Below are 14,048 nucleotides of genomic sequence, written 5' to 3'. Positions count from 1 at the left end.
TGACACGCTTTAAAGGCTGCCTGAAACACCATGCATTTTAAATCGGCAGCCACACCACGCATCTGCACACACAGGAGGTTTCGATGATTTCCGCGCAACTGGAAAAAATACTGCAATACGCTTACACCCGCGCCCGTGCGCAGCAGCAGGAATTTATCGGGGTGGAGCATTTGCTGTTGGCGCTGATGGAGCGCAGCGATGACGTGGCCGAAATTCTCAATGGCGTGGGCGTGGACTTTGCCCTTTTGAGCGAGCAGCTGGCCAGCAGCATTATTGAAAACACCCCCACCGTGCCCCAGCATCTGATGGACAAGGTGGAAACCCAGCCGTCGTTGGGTTTCCAGCGCGTGTTGCAGCGGGCGATGGTGCATGTGCAGTCGGCCGATAAAGACGAAGTATCGCCGGTTGATGTGCTGGTGGCGGTGATGTCGGAAAAAGACAGCCATGCGGTGTATTTTCTGGATTTGCAATCGGTGAGCCGTTTGGATGTGTTGCGCTATATTGCCCACGGCCCCGAGCATCTGCACGACGCGGCGCCCGCCGCATCAGAGTCGCAAGAGCAGGCCAAGCAAGAAAAAGCACCACCCAGTGCCTTGAGCCAATATACGGTGAACCTCAATCGCGAGGCCTTGGCCGGACGCATTGACCCTTTGATTGGCCGCAGCGAAGAAATGCAGCGCCTGTTGCAAACCCTGTGCCGCCGCCGCAAAAACAACCCTTTGCTGGTGGGCGAGGCGGGTGTGGGCAAAACCGCGTTGGCCGAAGGTTTGGCCTACCGCTTGGTCAACGACATGGCACCGGATGAGCTTAAAGGTGCGGTGGTGTTTTCGCTGGACATGGGCGCTTTATTGGCGGGCACCAAATACCGTGGTGATTTTGAAGCACGCATGAAAGCCGTGCTCAAAGAGCTGGCGCAATTGGAGCGGGCGGTGCTGTTTGTGGATGAAATCCACACCATTATCGGCGCAGGCAGCGTGTCCGGCGGCACCATGGATGCGTCTAATCTGCTCAAACCGGCCTTGGCCAAAGGCAGCTTGCGCTGCATTGGCGCCACCACTTACAACGAATACCGCACCATTTTTGACAAAGACCACGCCTTAAGCCGCCGCTTTCAAAAAATCGATGTGGTGGAGCCGAGCATAGAAGAAACCGTGGCCATTTTAAAAGGCTTAAAGCCGGTGTTTGAAGGCTTTCACCAAGTGCGCTACACCCATGCCGCCTTGCAGGCCGCAGCGGAATTGTCGGCACGCTACATCAACGAACGCTTTTTGCCCGACAAAGCCATTGATGTGATCGACGAAGCCGCCGCCGCCCAAAAAACCTTGCCCAAATCGAAGCAGCGCAAAACCATCGGCAAGGCTGAAATCGAAGCGATTGTGGCCAAAGTGGCTCGGATTCCCGCCAAAACCGTGTCGCACGACGACAAACAAGTATTGCAGTTTTTGGCGCGCGATTTAAAAAACATGGTATTCGGCCAAGATATGGCCATCGAAACCTTGGTGGCGGCGGTAAAAATGGCGCGCTCAGGCTTAGCACAGCCCGATAAGCCCATCGGCAGCTTTTTGTTTACCGGCCCCACCGGCGTGGGCAAAACCGAAGTGGCCAAACAACTGGCCTATTCTTTGGGCGTGCCTTTGCAGCGTTTTGATATGTCCGAATACATGGAGCGCCACGCGGTGTCGCGCCTGATTGGCTCGCCGCCGGGCTATGTGGGCTTTGAGCAGGGCGGCTTGCTCACCGAGGCGGTGAACAAGCATCCTTTCAGCGTGTTGTTGTTGGACGAAATCGAAAAAGCGCATCCGGATATTTTTAATGTGTTGCTGCAAGTGATGGACTACGGCACCCTCACCGACAACAACGGGCGCAGCGCCGATTTTCGCAATATCGTGATTATTATGACCAGCAACGCCGGTGCCGCCGATTTGGCGCGGCCGCATTTGGGCTTTACCGGCCGGCGCGAGGCGGCCGACAGCATGGGCGCGGTACAAAAAGCGTTTACGCCGGAATTCCGCAACCGCTTGGATGCGGTGATTCCGTTTGCACCCTTAAACACTGCAGTGATTGTGCGCGTGGTGGATAAATTCCTGCTGGCACTGGAGCAGCAATTGCTCAGCCGCCAAGTGGAAGCCACATTTACCCCGGCCTTACGCCAATTCTTGGCCGACAAAGGCTTTGATGCCGCCATGGGCGCCCGCCCGATGCACCGCCTGATTCAAGACCGCATCCGCAAAGCTTTGGCCGACGAATTGCTGTTTGGCCATTTGGCCGAAGGCGGGGAGGTGCTCATCGACTACAACAGCAAAAAAGACGAAGTGGTGCTGCGGTTTGGGCAGGCACGGCCGGCATCGAAAAAATTGGCACAGGCCGATGTTTGAGTGATAAAGCGGGTTGGGTTTCAGGCAGCCTTAATATCTTAATTTTGCATGGTTTTTAGTTTAAATTGATTGAGGCTGCCTGAAAAAATCATCTTGATGCAAAAATAAAAGCGAAAGCCGCCCATGGGCGGTTTTCGCTTTTGCTGCTTAGCTTAATCGTAAACAGCGGCGGTTTAATCCTGCACCGGCGGTAAGCTCATTTCCAGCACGTTTTGTTGTTGGCGGGTGCGGAAGTCGGCCAATTGCTGCGCCAAATCTGCGTTGTGGTTGGCCAGTAAGGCAATGGCAAACAAGGCGGCGTTGGCGGCACCGGCTTCGCCAATCGCAAAAGTGGCCACCGGCACGCCTTTGGGCATTTGCACAATCGACAATAAAGAATCTTCACCGCGCAGGTATTTGCTCGGCACCGGCACGCCCAGCACCGGCACGGTGGTTTTGGCGGCCACCATGCCCGGCAGGTGTGCGGCGCCGCCCGCACCGGCAATAATCGCCTTGATGCCGCGCTCGCGGGCGCTGTGGGCGTATTCAAACATCAAATCGGGGGTGCGGTGGGCGGAAACCACGCGGGCTTCGTAGCCCACGCCAAACTGTTGCAGAAAACGGGCGGCGTGCTCCATCACCGGCCAATCGCTGTTGCTGCCCATAATGATGCCAACTTCAATCATATGTGTTCCTTGGTGGGATATTGGGTGTGTATTATTTCACGAAGTTACGTACGCACTTAAGTAAGGCTGCCTGAAATATAAAATCTGTTATTACCGAACCGGATTCGGTAACCCATTTGCGTGCTTCAGGCAGCCTAAACAAAATAATGACACTGGATACAGGTGCGTAATTTCAATTATTTCAAACGCTGTGCTGCCCGTTTGGCGGCGGCGCTGTCCGGATAAGTGCGGATGATTTTGCGCCAAGTGTCGCGGGCGATGTCTTGTTGTTGCATTTGCCATTGGCATTGCCCCACCAGCCACAGCGCTTCGGCGGCTTGCGGATTGCGGGCGAAGCGCCCGGCAAAGCGGTTGCCGATGTTAATCACCGATTCGCAATTATTCAGGCGGTGGTGGCTTTGCAGCAGCAGATACATGCTGCTTTGCGCTTCGGCATCGCCGTTACCGCCGCCATCGGCACCGGCCAGGCTGCGCACGGCTTGGGCATATAAACCGGCGCGGTATTGCTGTTGCGCTTGCTGCAAGCGGCTGCTTGACGGGGCGGCAGTGTCGGTGGGGGCGCTGGCCAAGGCCGTGCGGGCGGACAAAAGCTGGCTTAAGGCGGTTTGTTGCTGCTGAATCTCGGCGACTTGCTGGCGCAAGCTGGCCATTTCGTGTTGCAAGGCCGCCACTTCATCGGCACGCGCCCAAGTTGGTGTGGGTTTGGCCGGGTTGTCGGGATATGGGTTGGCTGCCGTGGTGACATCATTGCCGGGCTGCGTGGGTGGTGCAGGCTGGGTATGGGCGCAGCCGCCTAGTAGCAAGCCCGCTAATGCCAAGGTACTGAGTAGGGCAGAGGGGGTGGGGCAGGGGCGGATGTGCATGGCAAACCTTTAGTTTGTGTTTAAACGGATGTTATTGTTTGAGCAATAAGGTTAGGCCGTCGCCCACCGGCAAGGTGAGCGGAACAATGCGCGCATCGTGCACTAGGCCGGCATTGAATTGGCGCAAAATGGCCACGCTGGGCGGGTCGTTGTGGTTGTGGTGCAGTACGCGGCCGTTGAGTAATACGTTGTCGATGGCAATCACGCCACCGGGACGCACCAGTTGCAAGCAGCGCTCAAAATAGTGCGGTGTGGGCGGTTTATCGGCATCAATCAGAGCCAAGTCGTAGTGGTTGTGGCGGCCTTGCGCCAGTAAGTTGTCCAGCGTGATTAAGGCGGGCTGCAAGACCAAATCGATTTTGTGCGCTACGCCGGCTTCCTGCCAATAGCGGCGGGCAATGTCGGTGAAGGTAACGCTGATGTCGCAAGCGGTGATGCGGCCGTGTTCAGGCAGCGCCAATGCCATGGCGGTGCTGCTGTAGCCGGTGAACACACCCACTTCCAGATAATGCTGTGCTTTAAGCAAGTGTGCCAGCCAAACCAGTGTTTGTGCCTGCTCCGGTGCGATGTGCATCCGCCCTTTGCGGTGGCGGGCGGTTTCGGCGCGGATGGCCTGCAATACCGGCGCTTCGCCGCCGTTGATGTGCTGCAAATAAGCTTGCAAATCGGGCCGGATGCCCCAGCTTTGATGGCTCATCAGTGCCTGCGGGTTTAGTCGGGCTGGTAGGCGTAGGGTTTTTTCGGCAGTGCGGCGGCGGCAAAATCGGATTGCTCCTCCGGGCTGAGTTCCACATCCCACAGTATGGCGCGGTTATCCAAGCGCTCGGCGGCCACTTCCGGGTTTTCTTGCAGGTATTGGTTGAGAAATTGGGTGGTGTCGGATTGGTATTGATACATGGCGGATGCTCTTTTTAATAAAGATAAACGATGATATAGCAAAGAAAATAAATAAATCATGCAAGGCGGCGAGCCGCAGACAGTACATCTAGTACGGCAAGGCGAGTCAACGCTGTAGGATTATTTAGTTTCTTTGCGATTAGAAAACAGAGGTTGGCTGCGATTATAGCCGAGGCGGGCGGTGGGGTGAAGCATTGCCGCGCGGGCAGCCACTGCGGGTGCTGATGGGCTATGGTATACTGTGGCGGTTTTGCCCGGCCAGCATTTTTTTATGATGGCGGCCGGTTTTAGGGTTTGTTTCAGGCAGCCTTAATCATTTGATATGGCATTATTCAAAATTCAAACGAATCTCTACTTCGCACACAGGCTCACTTGCTTATTATGTTGAAAAAATGGCTGCATAAAGTTTTACCCGGAAAGAAAACCGCCGCGCGGGCGCAGAAGGTGGTGTTGCCGTTTGCCGAACACCGTATTCGTGTGGACATGCTTAGCTTTGCGGCGGAAAAAGTGGTTAAGCGTTTGCACCAGGCCGGATTTGAGGCTTATGTGGTGGGCGGTGCGGTACGCGATTTGCTGCTGGGGCTGGAGCCAAAAGACTTTGATGTGGCCACCGATGCCACGCCGGAAGAAGTGCGCAAGATTTTCCGCCGCAGCCGCATTATCGGGCGGCGTTTTCCGATTGTGCATGTGATGGTGGGGCCGGAAACGATTGAAGTGACCACTTATCGCGGCGGTGATGCGCACACCCACAACGAACAGGGGCGCATCATGAAAGACGCCAGCTACGGCAATCAGCAGCAAGATGCGCTGCGCCGCGACTTTACCTGCAACGCGCTTTATTACGACCCCGTGCGGCAGGTGGTGGTGGATTACCAAAACGGCGTGGCCGATGTGCGTGCCCGCCGTTTGGTGATGATAGGCGATGCGGCGGCGCGTTACCAGGAAGACCCGGTGCGCATTCTGCGCGCGGCGCGTTTGTCGGGCAAGCTTGGCTTTGAGGTGGTGCCGAACACCGCCGCGCCGATTGCCGACTACGCCCATTTAATCCGCCAAGAGCCGCTGGCGCGGCTGGTGGACGAAGTGATGAAAATCATTTTTTCCGGCCATGCGCGGGCGTGTTTGCGCCAGCTGGAAAAGCTGGGCTTAAACGGCCAAGTGCATCCGCTGTTGGATGTGTTGGCGCCCGCGGCGGCAGAAGATGCGCACAATATCGCTGCTTTGTCGCTCAACAGCACCGATGCGCGGCTGCGTGCCGACAAATCGGTGTCGGTGGGTTTTGTGTTGGCGGCGGTGCTGTGGCCGCAAGTGGCGGCGGCGTGGGCAGACTATCAGCAGCAAGGTATGCGTGCGGCGGCAGCATTGAATAGCGCCATTGCCGATGTGCGCGGGCAGATGGATCGCGGTTGGGGCGTGCCGCAGCGCTATTCGGCCACCATGCGCGAAATTTGGGTATTGCAAACCCAATTTGAACACCGCCGTGGCGCGCGGCCGTTTAAATTGCTCACGCAGCCGCGTTTTCGCGCCGCCTACGACTTTTTGCTGTTGCGCACCGAATTGAATGAAGTGCCTGCCGAATTGGCGCAATGGTGGCAACAGTTTCAGGCAGCCTCGGAAGAAGATCGCCAACAGATGAGCCAAGCGGCTCCAACAACCGACAGCGGCGAAGTAAAAAAACGCCGCCGCAGGCCACGCAAAAAAGCCGCCAGTGCCAATAGCGGCGGTACGGCGGCATGAGTGCGGCCAAAACCGCGGTGGTGGCGCTGGGCAGCAATCTGGATGCGCCGCAGCAGCAAGTGGCTGCTGCCGTGGCTGCCATTGCGATGTTGCCTGAAGTGGCGGTATCGGCGGTGTCGTCTTTATACCGCACCAAGCCGGTGGGTTATGCCGACCAGCCCGATTTTGTTAACGCCGTGTTGTTGCTGCAAACCACCTTGCCGCCGCCCGCTTTGTTACTGGCGCTGCAAGCGATTGAAAACCGCTTTGGCCGCGTGCGCCATTTTCGCAATGCCCCGCGCACGCTGGATTTAGACATTATCGACTACGCCGGCCTATGCAGCCACAGCACCGAACTTGAGCTGCCGCACCCGCGGGCGCATCTGCGTCAGTTTGTGATGGCGCCCTTGGCCGAAATCGCCCCCGATTATGTGCTGCCCGGCCAGCGCGATAGCGCCGCTGCCATGGCTGCGGCACTGCGCCAAGCGGCACCCCAGGATGATGTGGTGGTACTAGCGCCGCCGCCAACATGGATTTAATCGCTCAAATATACCGAAAATACAGGAATGGCTATGGATTACCGTTATATCGTGGTGGAAGGATCGATTGGCAGCGGCAAATCGGCACTGAGCCGCCGCTTGGCCGAATACTTCGATGCCATGCTGCTCACCGAAGCGCCGCAACGCAACCCGTTTCTGGAGCCGTTTTACCTCAATGCGGCTAACCACGGGCTGGCCACCGAGCTGCATTTTCTGGTGCGCCGTGTGGAAGCCTTGGGTGTCATCCAAACCGAAGACGAGCGCAATCAGCGTGTGATTGCCGATTTTTTGCTGGAAAAAGACCAAATTTATGTGCCGGTGATTCTGCGTGACGACGAGCAAACCCTGTATTGGCAGCTCAAACAAAAAGTGATGCCGGAATTTCCGGTGCCGGATTTGGTGATTTATCTGGAAGCAGGCAACGACGTGCTGGAAAAACGCCTGCGCCAACGCAACGACGGCATGCTGAATGTGTTTCCGGCAGGCTATTTGCAGCAAATCCACCAAGAATACCGCCGCTTTTTCCACCTCTACCAACACGCGCCCTTGTTGATTGCCAATACCGACGAGCTTGATTTTATCGGCAACGACGACCATTTCGAGCTGCTGCTGCGCACCATGGCCAATATGAAGGGCAGCCGCCATTATTTGAATTTGAGTGAGTAGTGCCGAACCCGATGGTTGATGCCGTATTCATTACGCACATTGGCTTTCAGGCAGCCTTAAAACAAGCTTATAACTACATTTACAAGATTACATTAATCATTATAAGGAGCGGGCATGGCATGGCTATACCTGTTTTTGGCCGGGCTGTTTGAAATCGGCTGGCCGGTGGGGTTTAAATTATCGCAACAGCCGCAATGGCGCTTGGCCGGTATTACTGGCGCCGTGGTTTGCATGGCGGTGAGCGGGTTTTTATTGTGGCTGGCACAAAAGCAGATTCCCATCGGCACCGCCTATGCGGTGTGGACCGGCATTGGTGCGGCGGGCACCTTTTTGGTGGGCGTGTGGTTTTTTCAAGACCCCACCAGCTTGGGGCGCTATCTGGGCGTGGCGATGATTATCGGCGGCGTGGTGGTGTTGAAGCTGAGCGCTTAGAGCCTGTTTACAATCTTTTGTTGTGCTGCTTTCAGCGCATAAACAGGCGCATGCTGTGTTAAAAATGCGCGCCAAAGCTGGCTTTGGCTGTGCTTTTTGCCTTGCCTGCACCCGTTTCTGCACTAAAATCGGCTACAAAAAAGATCATAAACAAGCTCTTAGGCTGCCTGAACACCATCTTGCCCATACAAAAGGAAGCAATAATATGATTACTGTAAATACCTTACGCAAAATGAAGGCCGAAGGCCGCAAAATCGCCATGCTCACCTGCTACGAAGCCAGCTTTGCCGCACTGATGAATCAGGCGGGCGTGGATTTGTTGCTGGTGGGCGATTCGCTGGGCATGGCGGTGCAAGGGCACCGCTCCACTTTGCCGGTGAGCTTGGCCGATATGTGCTATCACACCGCTGCGGTGGCGCGCGGCAACGATAGCGCCATGATTGTGGCCGACCTGCCGTTTGGTGCCTACCAGCAAAGCCGTGAGCAGGCGTTTGCGGCATCGGCCGAGCTGATGGCCGCCGGGGCGCATATGGTGAAATTGGAAGGCGGCGAATGGATGGCAGACACCACCCACTTTTTGCAACAGCGCGGCATTCCGGTGTGCGCCCATATCGGCCTGACGCCGCAGTCGGTAAACGCCTTTGGCGGCTACCGCGTGCAAGGCAAGGGCGATGCGGCGGCGCAAGCATTGCTGAACGATGCGCGGGCGCACGAAGCCGCCGGTGCCGATATTGTGCTGATGGAATGTGTGCCGGCAGAGCTGGGCAAGCAAGTTACCCAAGCCTTGGCTTGCCCCACCATCGGCATCGGCGCCGGTGTGGATTGCGACGGCCAAGTGTTGGTGATGCACGATATGCTCGGCATTTTTCCCGGCAAAACCGCCCGTTTTGTGAAAAACTTTATGCACGGCCAAGCCAGCATCCAAGACGCGGTGGCCGCTTATGTGGCGGCCGTGAAAGACGGCAGCTTCCCGGCGGCGGAGCATACGTTTGCGGCTTGAGTAAACGATGCTGTGATGGCTGCTTGATTAAAGGCTGCCTGAAAGGTTTGAGCTTCGCAGAAGCTTGGCTTTCAGGCAGCCTTTATGATTACTTGGCTTATTTTTTTACCGGATGTTTGGCCAACATACGTTGCAAGGTGCGCCGGTGCATATTCAGTGCGCGGGCGGTGGCGGAGATGTTGCCTTGGTGTTGTTGCAGCACAAATTGGATGTGTTCCCATTTGAGCCGTTGCAAGGAAGGGCCTTGTTCGGCGATGGGGGTTTGTTGGTTGTCTTCGGCCACGGTGGTGTTGTCGTTGCCAAAGGCTTGCAGCAAGGTGGCCACGTCGGCCGGTTTGGGCAGGTATTGGCAGGCGCCCAGTTTAACGGCGCTCACGGCGGTGCTGATGCTGGCGTAGCCGGTGAGCACCACGATTTTGCTGGCCGGAAATTGCTGCACCAGCCGCGGCAGCAGTTGCAGGCCGCTGTCGCCGCCCAGGTTCAAATCCAGAATAATGCCGTCGGGCTGGCCTTGATAGGCCAAGGCGGCATCGCTATTGGCCGCCCAATCCAATGTTAGGCCGTGGCGGCCAAAGCCGCGTTGCAGTAGGTGGGCAAAGATTTCGTCGTCATCGACCAATAAAAAGTGTTTCATTCAGGCAGCCTTGGTGGGTGGGCAGGGTGTGGTGCAAGGGGTGAGCGGCAGGCGGATTTCGGCATACACGCCGCCGTCGTGGTGGTTTTGCAGGGTGAGGCTGCCCTGCATGCGCGCCAAGGTGGCGTGCGATAGCAATACGCCCATGCCAAGTCCGGCCGGTTTGTCGGATTGCTGTGCGTTCAGCCCGGCGTGGCGCAGCTGTGCTTCGGATAAAAAGCCGCTGCGGTTGCGGATGCCGATAATCAGGGTTTGCGCTGCGGTGATGCGCGTTTCCAGCGCCACGCTTTGTTTGCCGGCATCGGCGGCGTTGTTGAGGATATTTAAAAATGCCGACCAAAACAAGGGATCGAGCTGCACGCATACATCGGGCGCAATCGGGCTGTGTTGCTGCCAGGTGTAGTGGGCTTCCGGGCGCAGGTTGTGCCAGTGGCGCAGCTGGGCGTTGAGGGTGGCGTAGAGCCAAGTGGGCTGTTGGCGTGCTTGCGGCTGGTCTTTGGGTTTGAGCTGCCACAGCACGTCGCGACATTGGTTGAGCTGGCTGCGCATCAGCGCCAAATCTTGGCTTACTTCGGCAGGCAGATCGGTGCGCGCCTGCAATTCGTCGGTGAGCAGCAGCAGGCTGTTGAGCGGGGTGGAGAGTTTGTGGGCGGTGTGCGCGGCTTCAATGCCCAGCGAGAGCACTTGTTCGTTTTGCTGCTGTTGCGCATGGGCGCGTTGCAATTGGTTTTCGCGCCAGTTCAGCGCCTGTATTAGCCAGGTGATGCAGGCGGTAATCAATGCAGCGGAAAGGGCGAAGGTAAGCCACATGCCGCCGATGTGGATGCGAAACAGCCAATCGGGCTCTTGGCTGGGCACCGGAAACGGCAGATGAAACTGAAACAGCAGAAAATAAGTGGTCACACACACAAAGGCCATGCCCCAAGCAAAATGCACCGAGCACACCAAGGCCGCCAGCAGCAACGGCGGCAGATACAGCGAGGCCATGGGGTTGGCGATACCGCCGGTGAGGTAGAGCAATTCGCTCAGGGTAAGAATGTCGGCAATCAGCCCCAGCTCCACCAAATGCTCGGGGCCGTGGCGGCGATGCCATACACTGAGTAAACCGTTGGCGGCGGCCAAAAACAGCAGCGTGAGCGATAAGGGCAGCAACGGCACCGGCCACGCCAGCGCCCAAGTGCCCAGCAAACCGATGAGCATCAGTGCAATAAACAGCCAGCGCGCACGCAGGGTAAACAGCAGCACCGGCGCGTAGGCGGCTTGGGAAAAGGTGTGTGAGCGCAGATTCATGGCCGCCACTGTAGCCGAACTACACAGCCAAAACAATGACCAAGGCTGCCTGAAACGGATTTTTGCGACAATATGCCGCATTGTTTTGTGCTTAGTTTGGCGGCATACTGAAGCCGTTCTTTCCAGAAGACCTTTTGCCACCGCTGCCCTTGCGCAACGGTGGTTTTTTATGCGTGTTTGGTTTTCTTTTCAGGCAGCCTTGGATAAATGGGTATGTCCATTATTGGCTTGCTTGGCGATATGGTACACTTTGGCGGTTTCGTTTTGCTGCGGCCATTGCCATGACATCTCATCCGCCTTTCCCGCGTGTGCTCACCATTGCCGGCTCTGATTCGGGCGGCGGTGCCGGCATTCAAGCCGATTTAAAAACCTTTGCCGCATTGGGGGCGTATGGTGCCAGCGCCATCACCGCCATCACCGCGCAAAACACCTGCGGCGTGCGGGCGGTGCAGGCGTTGCCGCCGGAAATGATTACCGCACAATGCGATGCGGTGCTGGACGATATGCGCATTGATGCGGTGAAAATCGGCATGTTGGCCGATGTGGCCGCTATTGAGGCGGTGGCCGCGGTGTTGCGCTGCCGCCGTTTGCCGTTTGTGGTGCTCGATCCGGTGCTGGTGGCCACTTCGGGCGACGGTTTGGCGCTGGAAAACACCGTGGCGGCCATGTGTGCCCAGCTGCTGCCGCTGGCCGATGTGGTGACACCCAATTTAAGCGAACTGGCGGCCTTAAGCGGCCAAGCACCGGCTCTCGATGAAAACGAGATGTTGGCGCAAGGGCAGATTTTGCTGAATAAAGGCGCAGCGGCGGTGTTGCTCAAAGGCGGCCATTGGGCCGATAGCGATGAAGCGGCGGATTGGCTGCTCAGCCCCGATGCGCCTGCCCAATGCTTCAGCCGCCCGCGCATCCACAGCCACCACACCCACGGCACCGGCTGCACTTTGTCGTCTGCCATTGCCGCTTTGCGCCCGCGCCATAGCGATTTGGCCGCTGCGGTGGCCGCAGCCAAAGAATATGTGCACGGCGCGATTGCCGCAGGCCAAAATTGGCAATTGGGCGGCGGCCACGGGCCTTTGGCGCATTTTTGGCGTTTTTACGGCGATTAAACGGTGTGTTTCATCCAAACGATTCCATCACGATAGCCGCAGCCATTCAGGCTGCCTGAAACTTCAAATAAGAAAGTCAAAACCATGCAAAGCTGGCATGAGGCGATTGGTGCTGAAAAAGAACAGGCTTATTTTCAGCAGATTTTGCACAGTGTCAAAGCCGAACGCGCGGCCGGCACGCTGGTGTATCCGCCGGCGGCCGATGTGTTTAATGCTTTTAAGGCCACCGAATTTCAGCAAGTAAAAGTGGTGATTCTGGGGCAAGACCCTTACCACGGCGCCGGGCAGGCGCACGGCTTGTCGTTTTCGGTGCAGGCCGGAATAGCGCCGCCGCCTTCACTGGTGAATATTTACAAAGAGCTGGCCGACGACATTGCCGGCTTCCAAATCCCGGCACACGGCTGCTTGCAGCATTGGGCCGAGCAGGGCGTATTGTTGCTCAATACCGTGCTCACCGTGCGCGCCGGGCAGGCGCATTCGCACGCTGCGCTGGGCTGGGAAACCTTTACTGACCGCGTGATTGCCATGCTCAACCAAGAGCGTGAGGGGCTGGTGTTTTTGCTGTGGGGCAGCCATGCGCAGAAAAAAGGCGCGTTTATCGACCGCAGCCGCCATTGCGTGCTCACCGCACCGCACCCATCGCCGTTGTCGGCCTATCGCGGCTTTTTCGGCTGCAAACATTTTTCGCAAGCCAATGCTTATTTGCAGCAGCAAGGGCTGGCGGCGATTGATTGGCAGGTTTAAAGGCTGCCTGAAACGGAAGAATAAAACACCATGGATTCACTCACCCAAGCCGTGCTCGGCGCCACCATTCAGGGCGTGGGCATGGGACGCTATCAAGGGCGTAAAGCCTTGCTCTACGGCGCCATGCTCGGCACCTTGCCCGATTTGGACGTGCTGATTCGCTATGCCGACCCGGTGTCGGCTATGACTTATCACCGCGGCTTTACCCACTCGCTGTTTGTGTTGCCGTTGCTGGCGCTGGTGTTGGCATGGCTGATTAAAAAACGCTGGCCGCACAGCGCTTATGGCTTTGGCCGCCTGTATGCTACCTTGTGTTTGGCGCTGGTCACGCATCCGCTGTTGGATGCGTTTACCGTGTACGGCACCCAATTGTGGTGGCCGCTCACGCCCACGCCGCAGCAGTGGTCGGGCGTGTTTATCATCGACCCGCTCTACACCCTGCCCATGCTGGCCGCCTGTGTGTATGCCCTTGCCACCCGCATAAGCGCGGCGGCGCAAAAAGCCTTGGCGGCCACCTTGCTGTGGGGCTGCGCCTACTTGGCTTGGGGCACCTATGGCCAATACCACCACCAGCAAAGGGTTCAGGCAGCCTTGGCACAACAAGGCATTGCGGTAAAACGCATTATGGCCACACCCATGCCGCTGAACACCATACTCTACCGTGTGGTGGCCGAAACCGATAATGGCGACTATATCGACGCCGTGAGCGGCTGGCTCGACCAAACCCCGCCCGAATTTATCCGCCAGCCGCAAGGCTTGGCACTGGCCGCGCCCTTGCAGCACGATGCGCTGTATCAACGCCTGGCCTGGTTTAGCGACGGCTGGCTGCGCCTAGACGACATCAACGGCCAGCTGGTGGTGACCGATTTGCGCATGGGCGTGCCCGGCCGCCATAATTTCCGCTTTGTGATGGCCGAAAAGCAAACCGATGGGCGCTGGCAAACCGTTACCCCCTACCGCCATGAAGACGATTTGGGCGACCTAGGCCAATCACTGGCGCTGCTGTGGCAGCGCATGTTCGACAGCCGCCAAAGCCTGCCCTTGGCGAGCTGGGCTTTGTCGGGTGACGGGCGGCAGGCGCTAGATAACCGATAGGATTTCAGGCTGCCTGAAACACCATTGTA

Annotated in this window: 15 protein-coding genes; 9 read left to right on the top strand and 6 right to left on the bottom strand. The window is 57.4% G+C overall.

All coding sequences use genetic code 11. The features are described 5' to 3' along the window. Positions 1–83: 83 nt before the first annotated feature. The gene (gene clpA, locus JQU52_RS12990; RefSeq protein ID WP_230338889.1) at positions 84–2,375 is read left to right on the top strand and encodes an ATP-dependent Clp protease ATP-binding subunit ClpA; all 2,292 of its coding nucleotides are present in this window, start codon (positions 84–86) and stop codon (positions 2,373–2,375) included. Between the two features lie 173 nt (positions 2,376–2,548). On the opposite strand, the gene purE is transcribed toward clpA, so the two are convergent. From purE to JQU52_RS12970, 4 genes are all read right to left on the bottom strand, one after another. Further along, a complete protein-coding gene (gene purE, locus JQU52_RS12985; RefSeq protein ID WP_230338888.1) occupies positions 2,549–3,040 on the bottom strand; it encodes a 5-(carboxyamino)imidazole ribonucleotide mutase in 492 nt (163 codons plus the stop codon). Between the two features lie 176 nt (positions 3,041–3,216). Beyond that, positions 3,217–3,903, bottom strand: coding sequence for a tetratricopeptide repeat protein (locus JQU52_RS12980; protein WP_230338887.1), 687 nt, complete (start codon positions 3,901–3,903; stop codon positions 3,217–3,219). 31 nt (positions 3,904–3,934) lie between these two features. After that, the gene (locus JQU52_RS12975; RefSeq protein ID WP_379061061.1) at positions 3,935–4,600 is read right to left on the bottom strand and encodes an O-methyltransferase; all 666 of its coding nucleotides are present in this window, start codon (positions 4,598–4,600) and stop codon (positions 3,935–3,937) included. A gap of 14 nt (positions 4,601–4,614) precedes the next feature. Then, complete coding sequence (locus JQU52_RS12970; RefSeq protein WP_230338886.1) at positions 4,615–4,800, bottom strand: DUF3460 family protein; 186 nt, start codon at positions 4,798–4,800, stop codon at positions 4,615–4,617. A gap of 381 nt (positions 4,801–5,181) precedes the next feature. On the opposite strand from JQU52_RS12970, the gene pcnB reads away from it, so the two are divergent. From pcnB to panB, 5 genes are all read left to right on the top strand, one after another. Next, on the top strand, positions 5,182–6,534 hold the full coding sequence (gene pcnB, locus JQU52_RS12965) for a polynucleotide adenylyltransferase PcnB (protein ID WP_230338885.1): 1,353 nt from the start codon (positions 5,182–5,184) through the stop codon (positions 6,532–6,534). Further along, positions 6,531–7,052, top strand: a complete 522-nt coding sequence (folK, locus tag JQU52_RS12960) for a 2-amino-4-hydroxy-6-hydroxymethyldihydropteridine diphosphokinase (RefSeq protein WP_230338884.1) — start codon at positions 6,531–6,533, stop codon at positions 7,050–7,052. The genes pcnB and folK overlap by 4 nt, the downstream gene beginning before the upstream one ends. A 33-nt stretch (positions 7,053–7,085) precedes the next feature. Next, on the top strand, positions 7,086–7,718 hold the full coding sequence (locus tag JQU52_RS12955; RefSeq protein ID WP_230338883.1) for a deoxynucleoside kinase: 633 nt from the start codon (positions 7,086–7,088) through the stop codon (positions 7,716–7,718). Positions 7,719–7,832: 114 nt separating this feature from the next. After that, positions 7,833–8,150 carry a DMT family transporter gene (locus JQU52_RS12950; protein WP_230338882.1) on the top strand — a complete coding sequence of 106 codons (318 nt, stop codon included), beginning with the start codon at positions 7,833–7,835 and terminating at the stop codon, positions 8,148–8,150. Positions 8,151–8,355: 205 nt separating this feature from the next. Further along, a complete protein-coding gene (gene panB, locus JQU52_RS12945) occupies positions 8,356–9,150 on the top strand; it encodes a 3-methyl-2-oxobutanoate hydroxymethyltransferase (protein ID WP_230338881.1) in 795 nt (264 codons plus the stop codon). A gap of 97 nt (positions 9,151–9,247) precedes the next feature. Here the strand turns inward: panB and JQU52_RS12940 are convergent, their stop codons facing one another. Both JQU52_RS12940 and JQU52_RS12935 read right to left on the bottom strand, forming a co-directional pair. Then, positions 9,248–9,784, bottom strand: a complete 537-nt coding sequence (locus tag JQU52_RS12940; protein ID WP_230338880.1) for a response regulator transcription factor — start codon at positions 9,782–9,784, stop codon at positions 9,248–9,250. Then, complete coding sequence (locus JQU52_RS12935) at positions 9,785–11,074, bottom strand: ATP-binding protein (protein WP_230338879.1); 1,290 nt, start codon at positions 11,072–11,074, stop codon at positions 9,785–9,787. It abuts the gene before it with no gap. Between the two features lie 281 nt (positions 11,075–11,355). Between JQU52_RS12935 and thiD the strand changes: the two genes are divergently transcribed. Genes thiD through JQU52_RS12920 form a run of 3 tightly spaced genes read left to right on the top strand, consistent with a single transcriptional unit; the run spans position 11,356 to position 14,019 of the window. Further along, positions 11,356–12,180: a bifunctional hydroxymethylpyrimidine kinase/phosphomethylpyrimidine kinase gene (gene thiD, locus JQU52_RS12930; protein ID WP_230338878.1), complete on the top strand. Its 825-nt coding sequence runs from the start codon at positions 11,356–11,358 to the stop codon at positions 12,178–12,180. Between the two features lie 51 nt (positions 12,181–12,231). Further along, positions 12,232–12,924: a uracil-DNA glycosylase gene (gene ung / locus JQU52_RS12925; RefSeq protein ID WP_268866648.1), complete on the top strand. Its 693-nt coding sequence runs from the start codon at positions 12,232–12,234 to the stop codon at positions 12,922–12,924. 30 nt (positions 12,925–12,954) lie between these two features. Then, entirely contained in the window at positions 12,955–14,019 is a 1,065-nt protein-coding gene (locus JQU52_RS12920; protein ID WP_230338876.1) for a metal-dependent hydrolase, read from the top strand. The last annotated feature ends 29 nt before the right edge of the window (positions 14,020–14,048 follow it).

Origin of the sequence: Paralysiella testudinis, assembly GCF_016894345.1 — a bacterium.
In the GTDB taxonomy this organism is placed as follows: domain Bacteria; phylum Pseudomonadota; class Gammaproteobacteria; order Burkholderiales; family Neisseriaceae; genus Paralysiella; species Paralysiella testudinis.
Note: the sequence above shows the minus strand (reverse complement) of the source record. Positions and strands in the feature narration are given on the sequence as shown.

Coding starts and splice junctions, on each gene's coding strand:
- pcnB (WP_230338885.1), top strand. CDS start 5,182: ATGTTGAAAAAATGGCTGCATAAAGTTTTACCCGGAAAGAAAACCGCC.
- panB (WP_230338881.1), top strand. CDS start 8,356: ATGATTACTGTAAATACCTTACGCAAAATGAAGGCCGAAGGCCGCAAA.
- clpA (WP_230338889.1), top strand. CDS start 84: ATGATTTCCGCGCAACTGGAAAAAATACTGCAATACGCTTACACCCGC.
- folK (WP_230338884.1), top strand. CDS start 6,531: ATGAGTGCGGCCAAAACCGCGGTGGTGGCGCTGGGCAGCAATCTGGAT.
- JQU52_RS12920 (WP_230338876.1), top strand. CDS start 12,955: ATGGATTCACTCACCCAAGCCGTGCTCGGCGCCACCATTCAGGGCGTG.
- JQU52_RS12975 (WP_379061061.1), bottom strand. CDS start 4,600: ATGAGCCATCAAAGCTGGGGCATCCGGCCCGATTTGCAAGCTTATTTG.
- JQU52_RS12940 (WP_230338880.1), bottom strand. CDS start 9,784: ATGAAACACTTTTTATTGGTCGATGACGACGAAATCTTTGCCCACCTA.
- JQU52_RS12970 (WP_230338886.1), bottom strand. CDS start 4,800: ATGTATCAATACCAATCCGACACCACCCAATTTCTCAACCAATACCTG.
- JQU52_RS12980 (WP_230338887.1), bottom strand. CDS start 3,903: ATGCACATCCGCCCCTGCCCCACCCCCTCTGCCCTACTCAGTACCTTG.
- JQU52_RS12950 (WP_230338882.1), top strand. CDS start 7,833: ATGGCATGGCTATACCTGTTTTTGGCCGGGCTGTTTGAAATCGGCTGG.
- thiD (WP_230338878.1), top strand. CDS start 11,356: ATGACATCTCATCCGCCTTTCCCGCGTGTGCTCACCATTGCCGGCTCT.
- purE (WP_230338888.1), bottom strand. CDS start 3,040: ATGATTGAAGTTGGCATCATTATGGGCAGCAACAGCGATTGGCCGGTG.
- JQU52_RS12935 (WP_230338879.1), bottom strand. CDS start 11,074: ATGAATCTGCGCTCACACACCTTTTCCCAAGCCGCCTACGCGCCGGTG.
- JQU52_RS12955 (WP_230338883.1), top strand. CDS start 7,086: ATGGATTACCGTTATATCGTGGTGGAAGGATCGATTGGCAGCGGCAAA.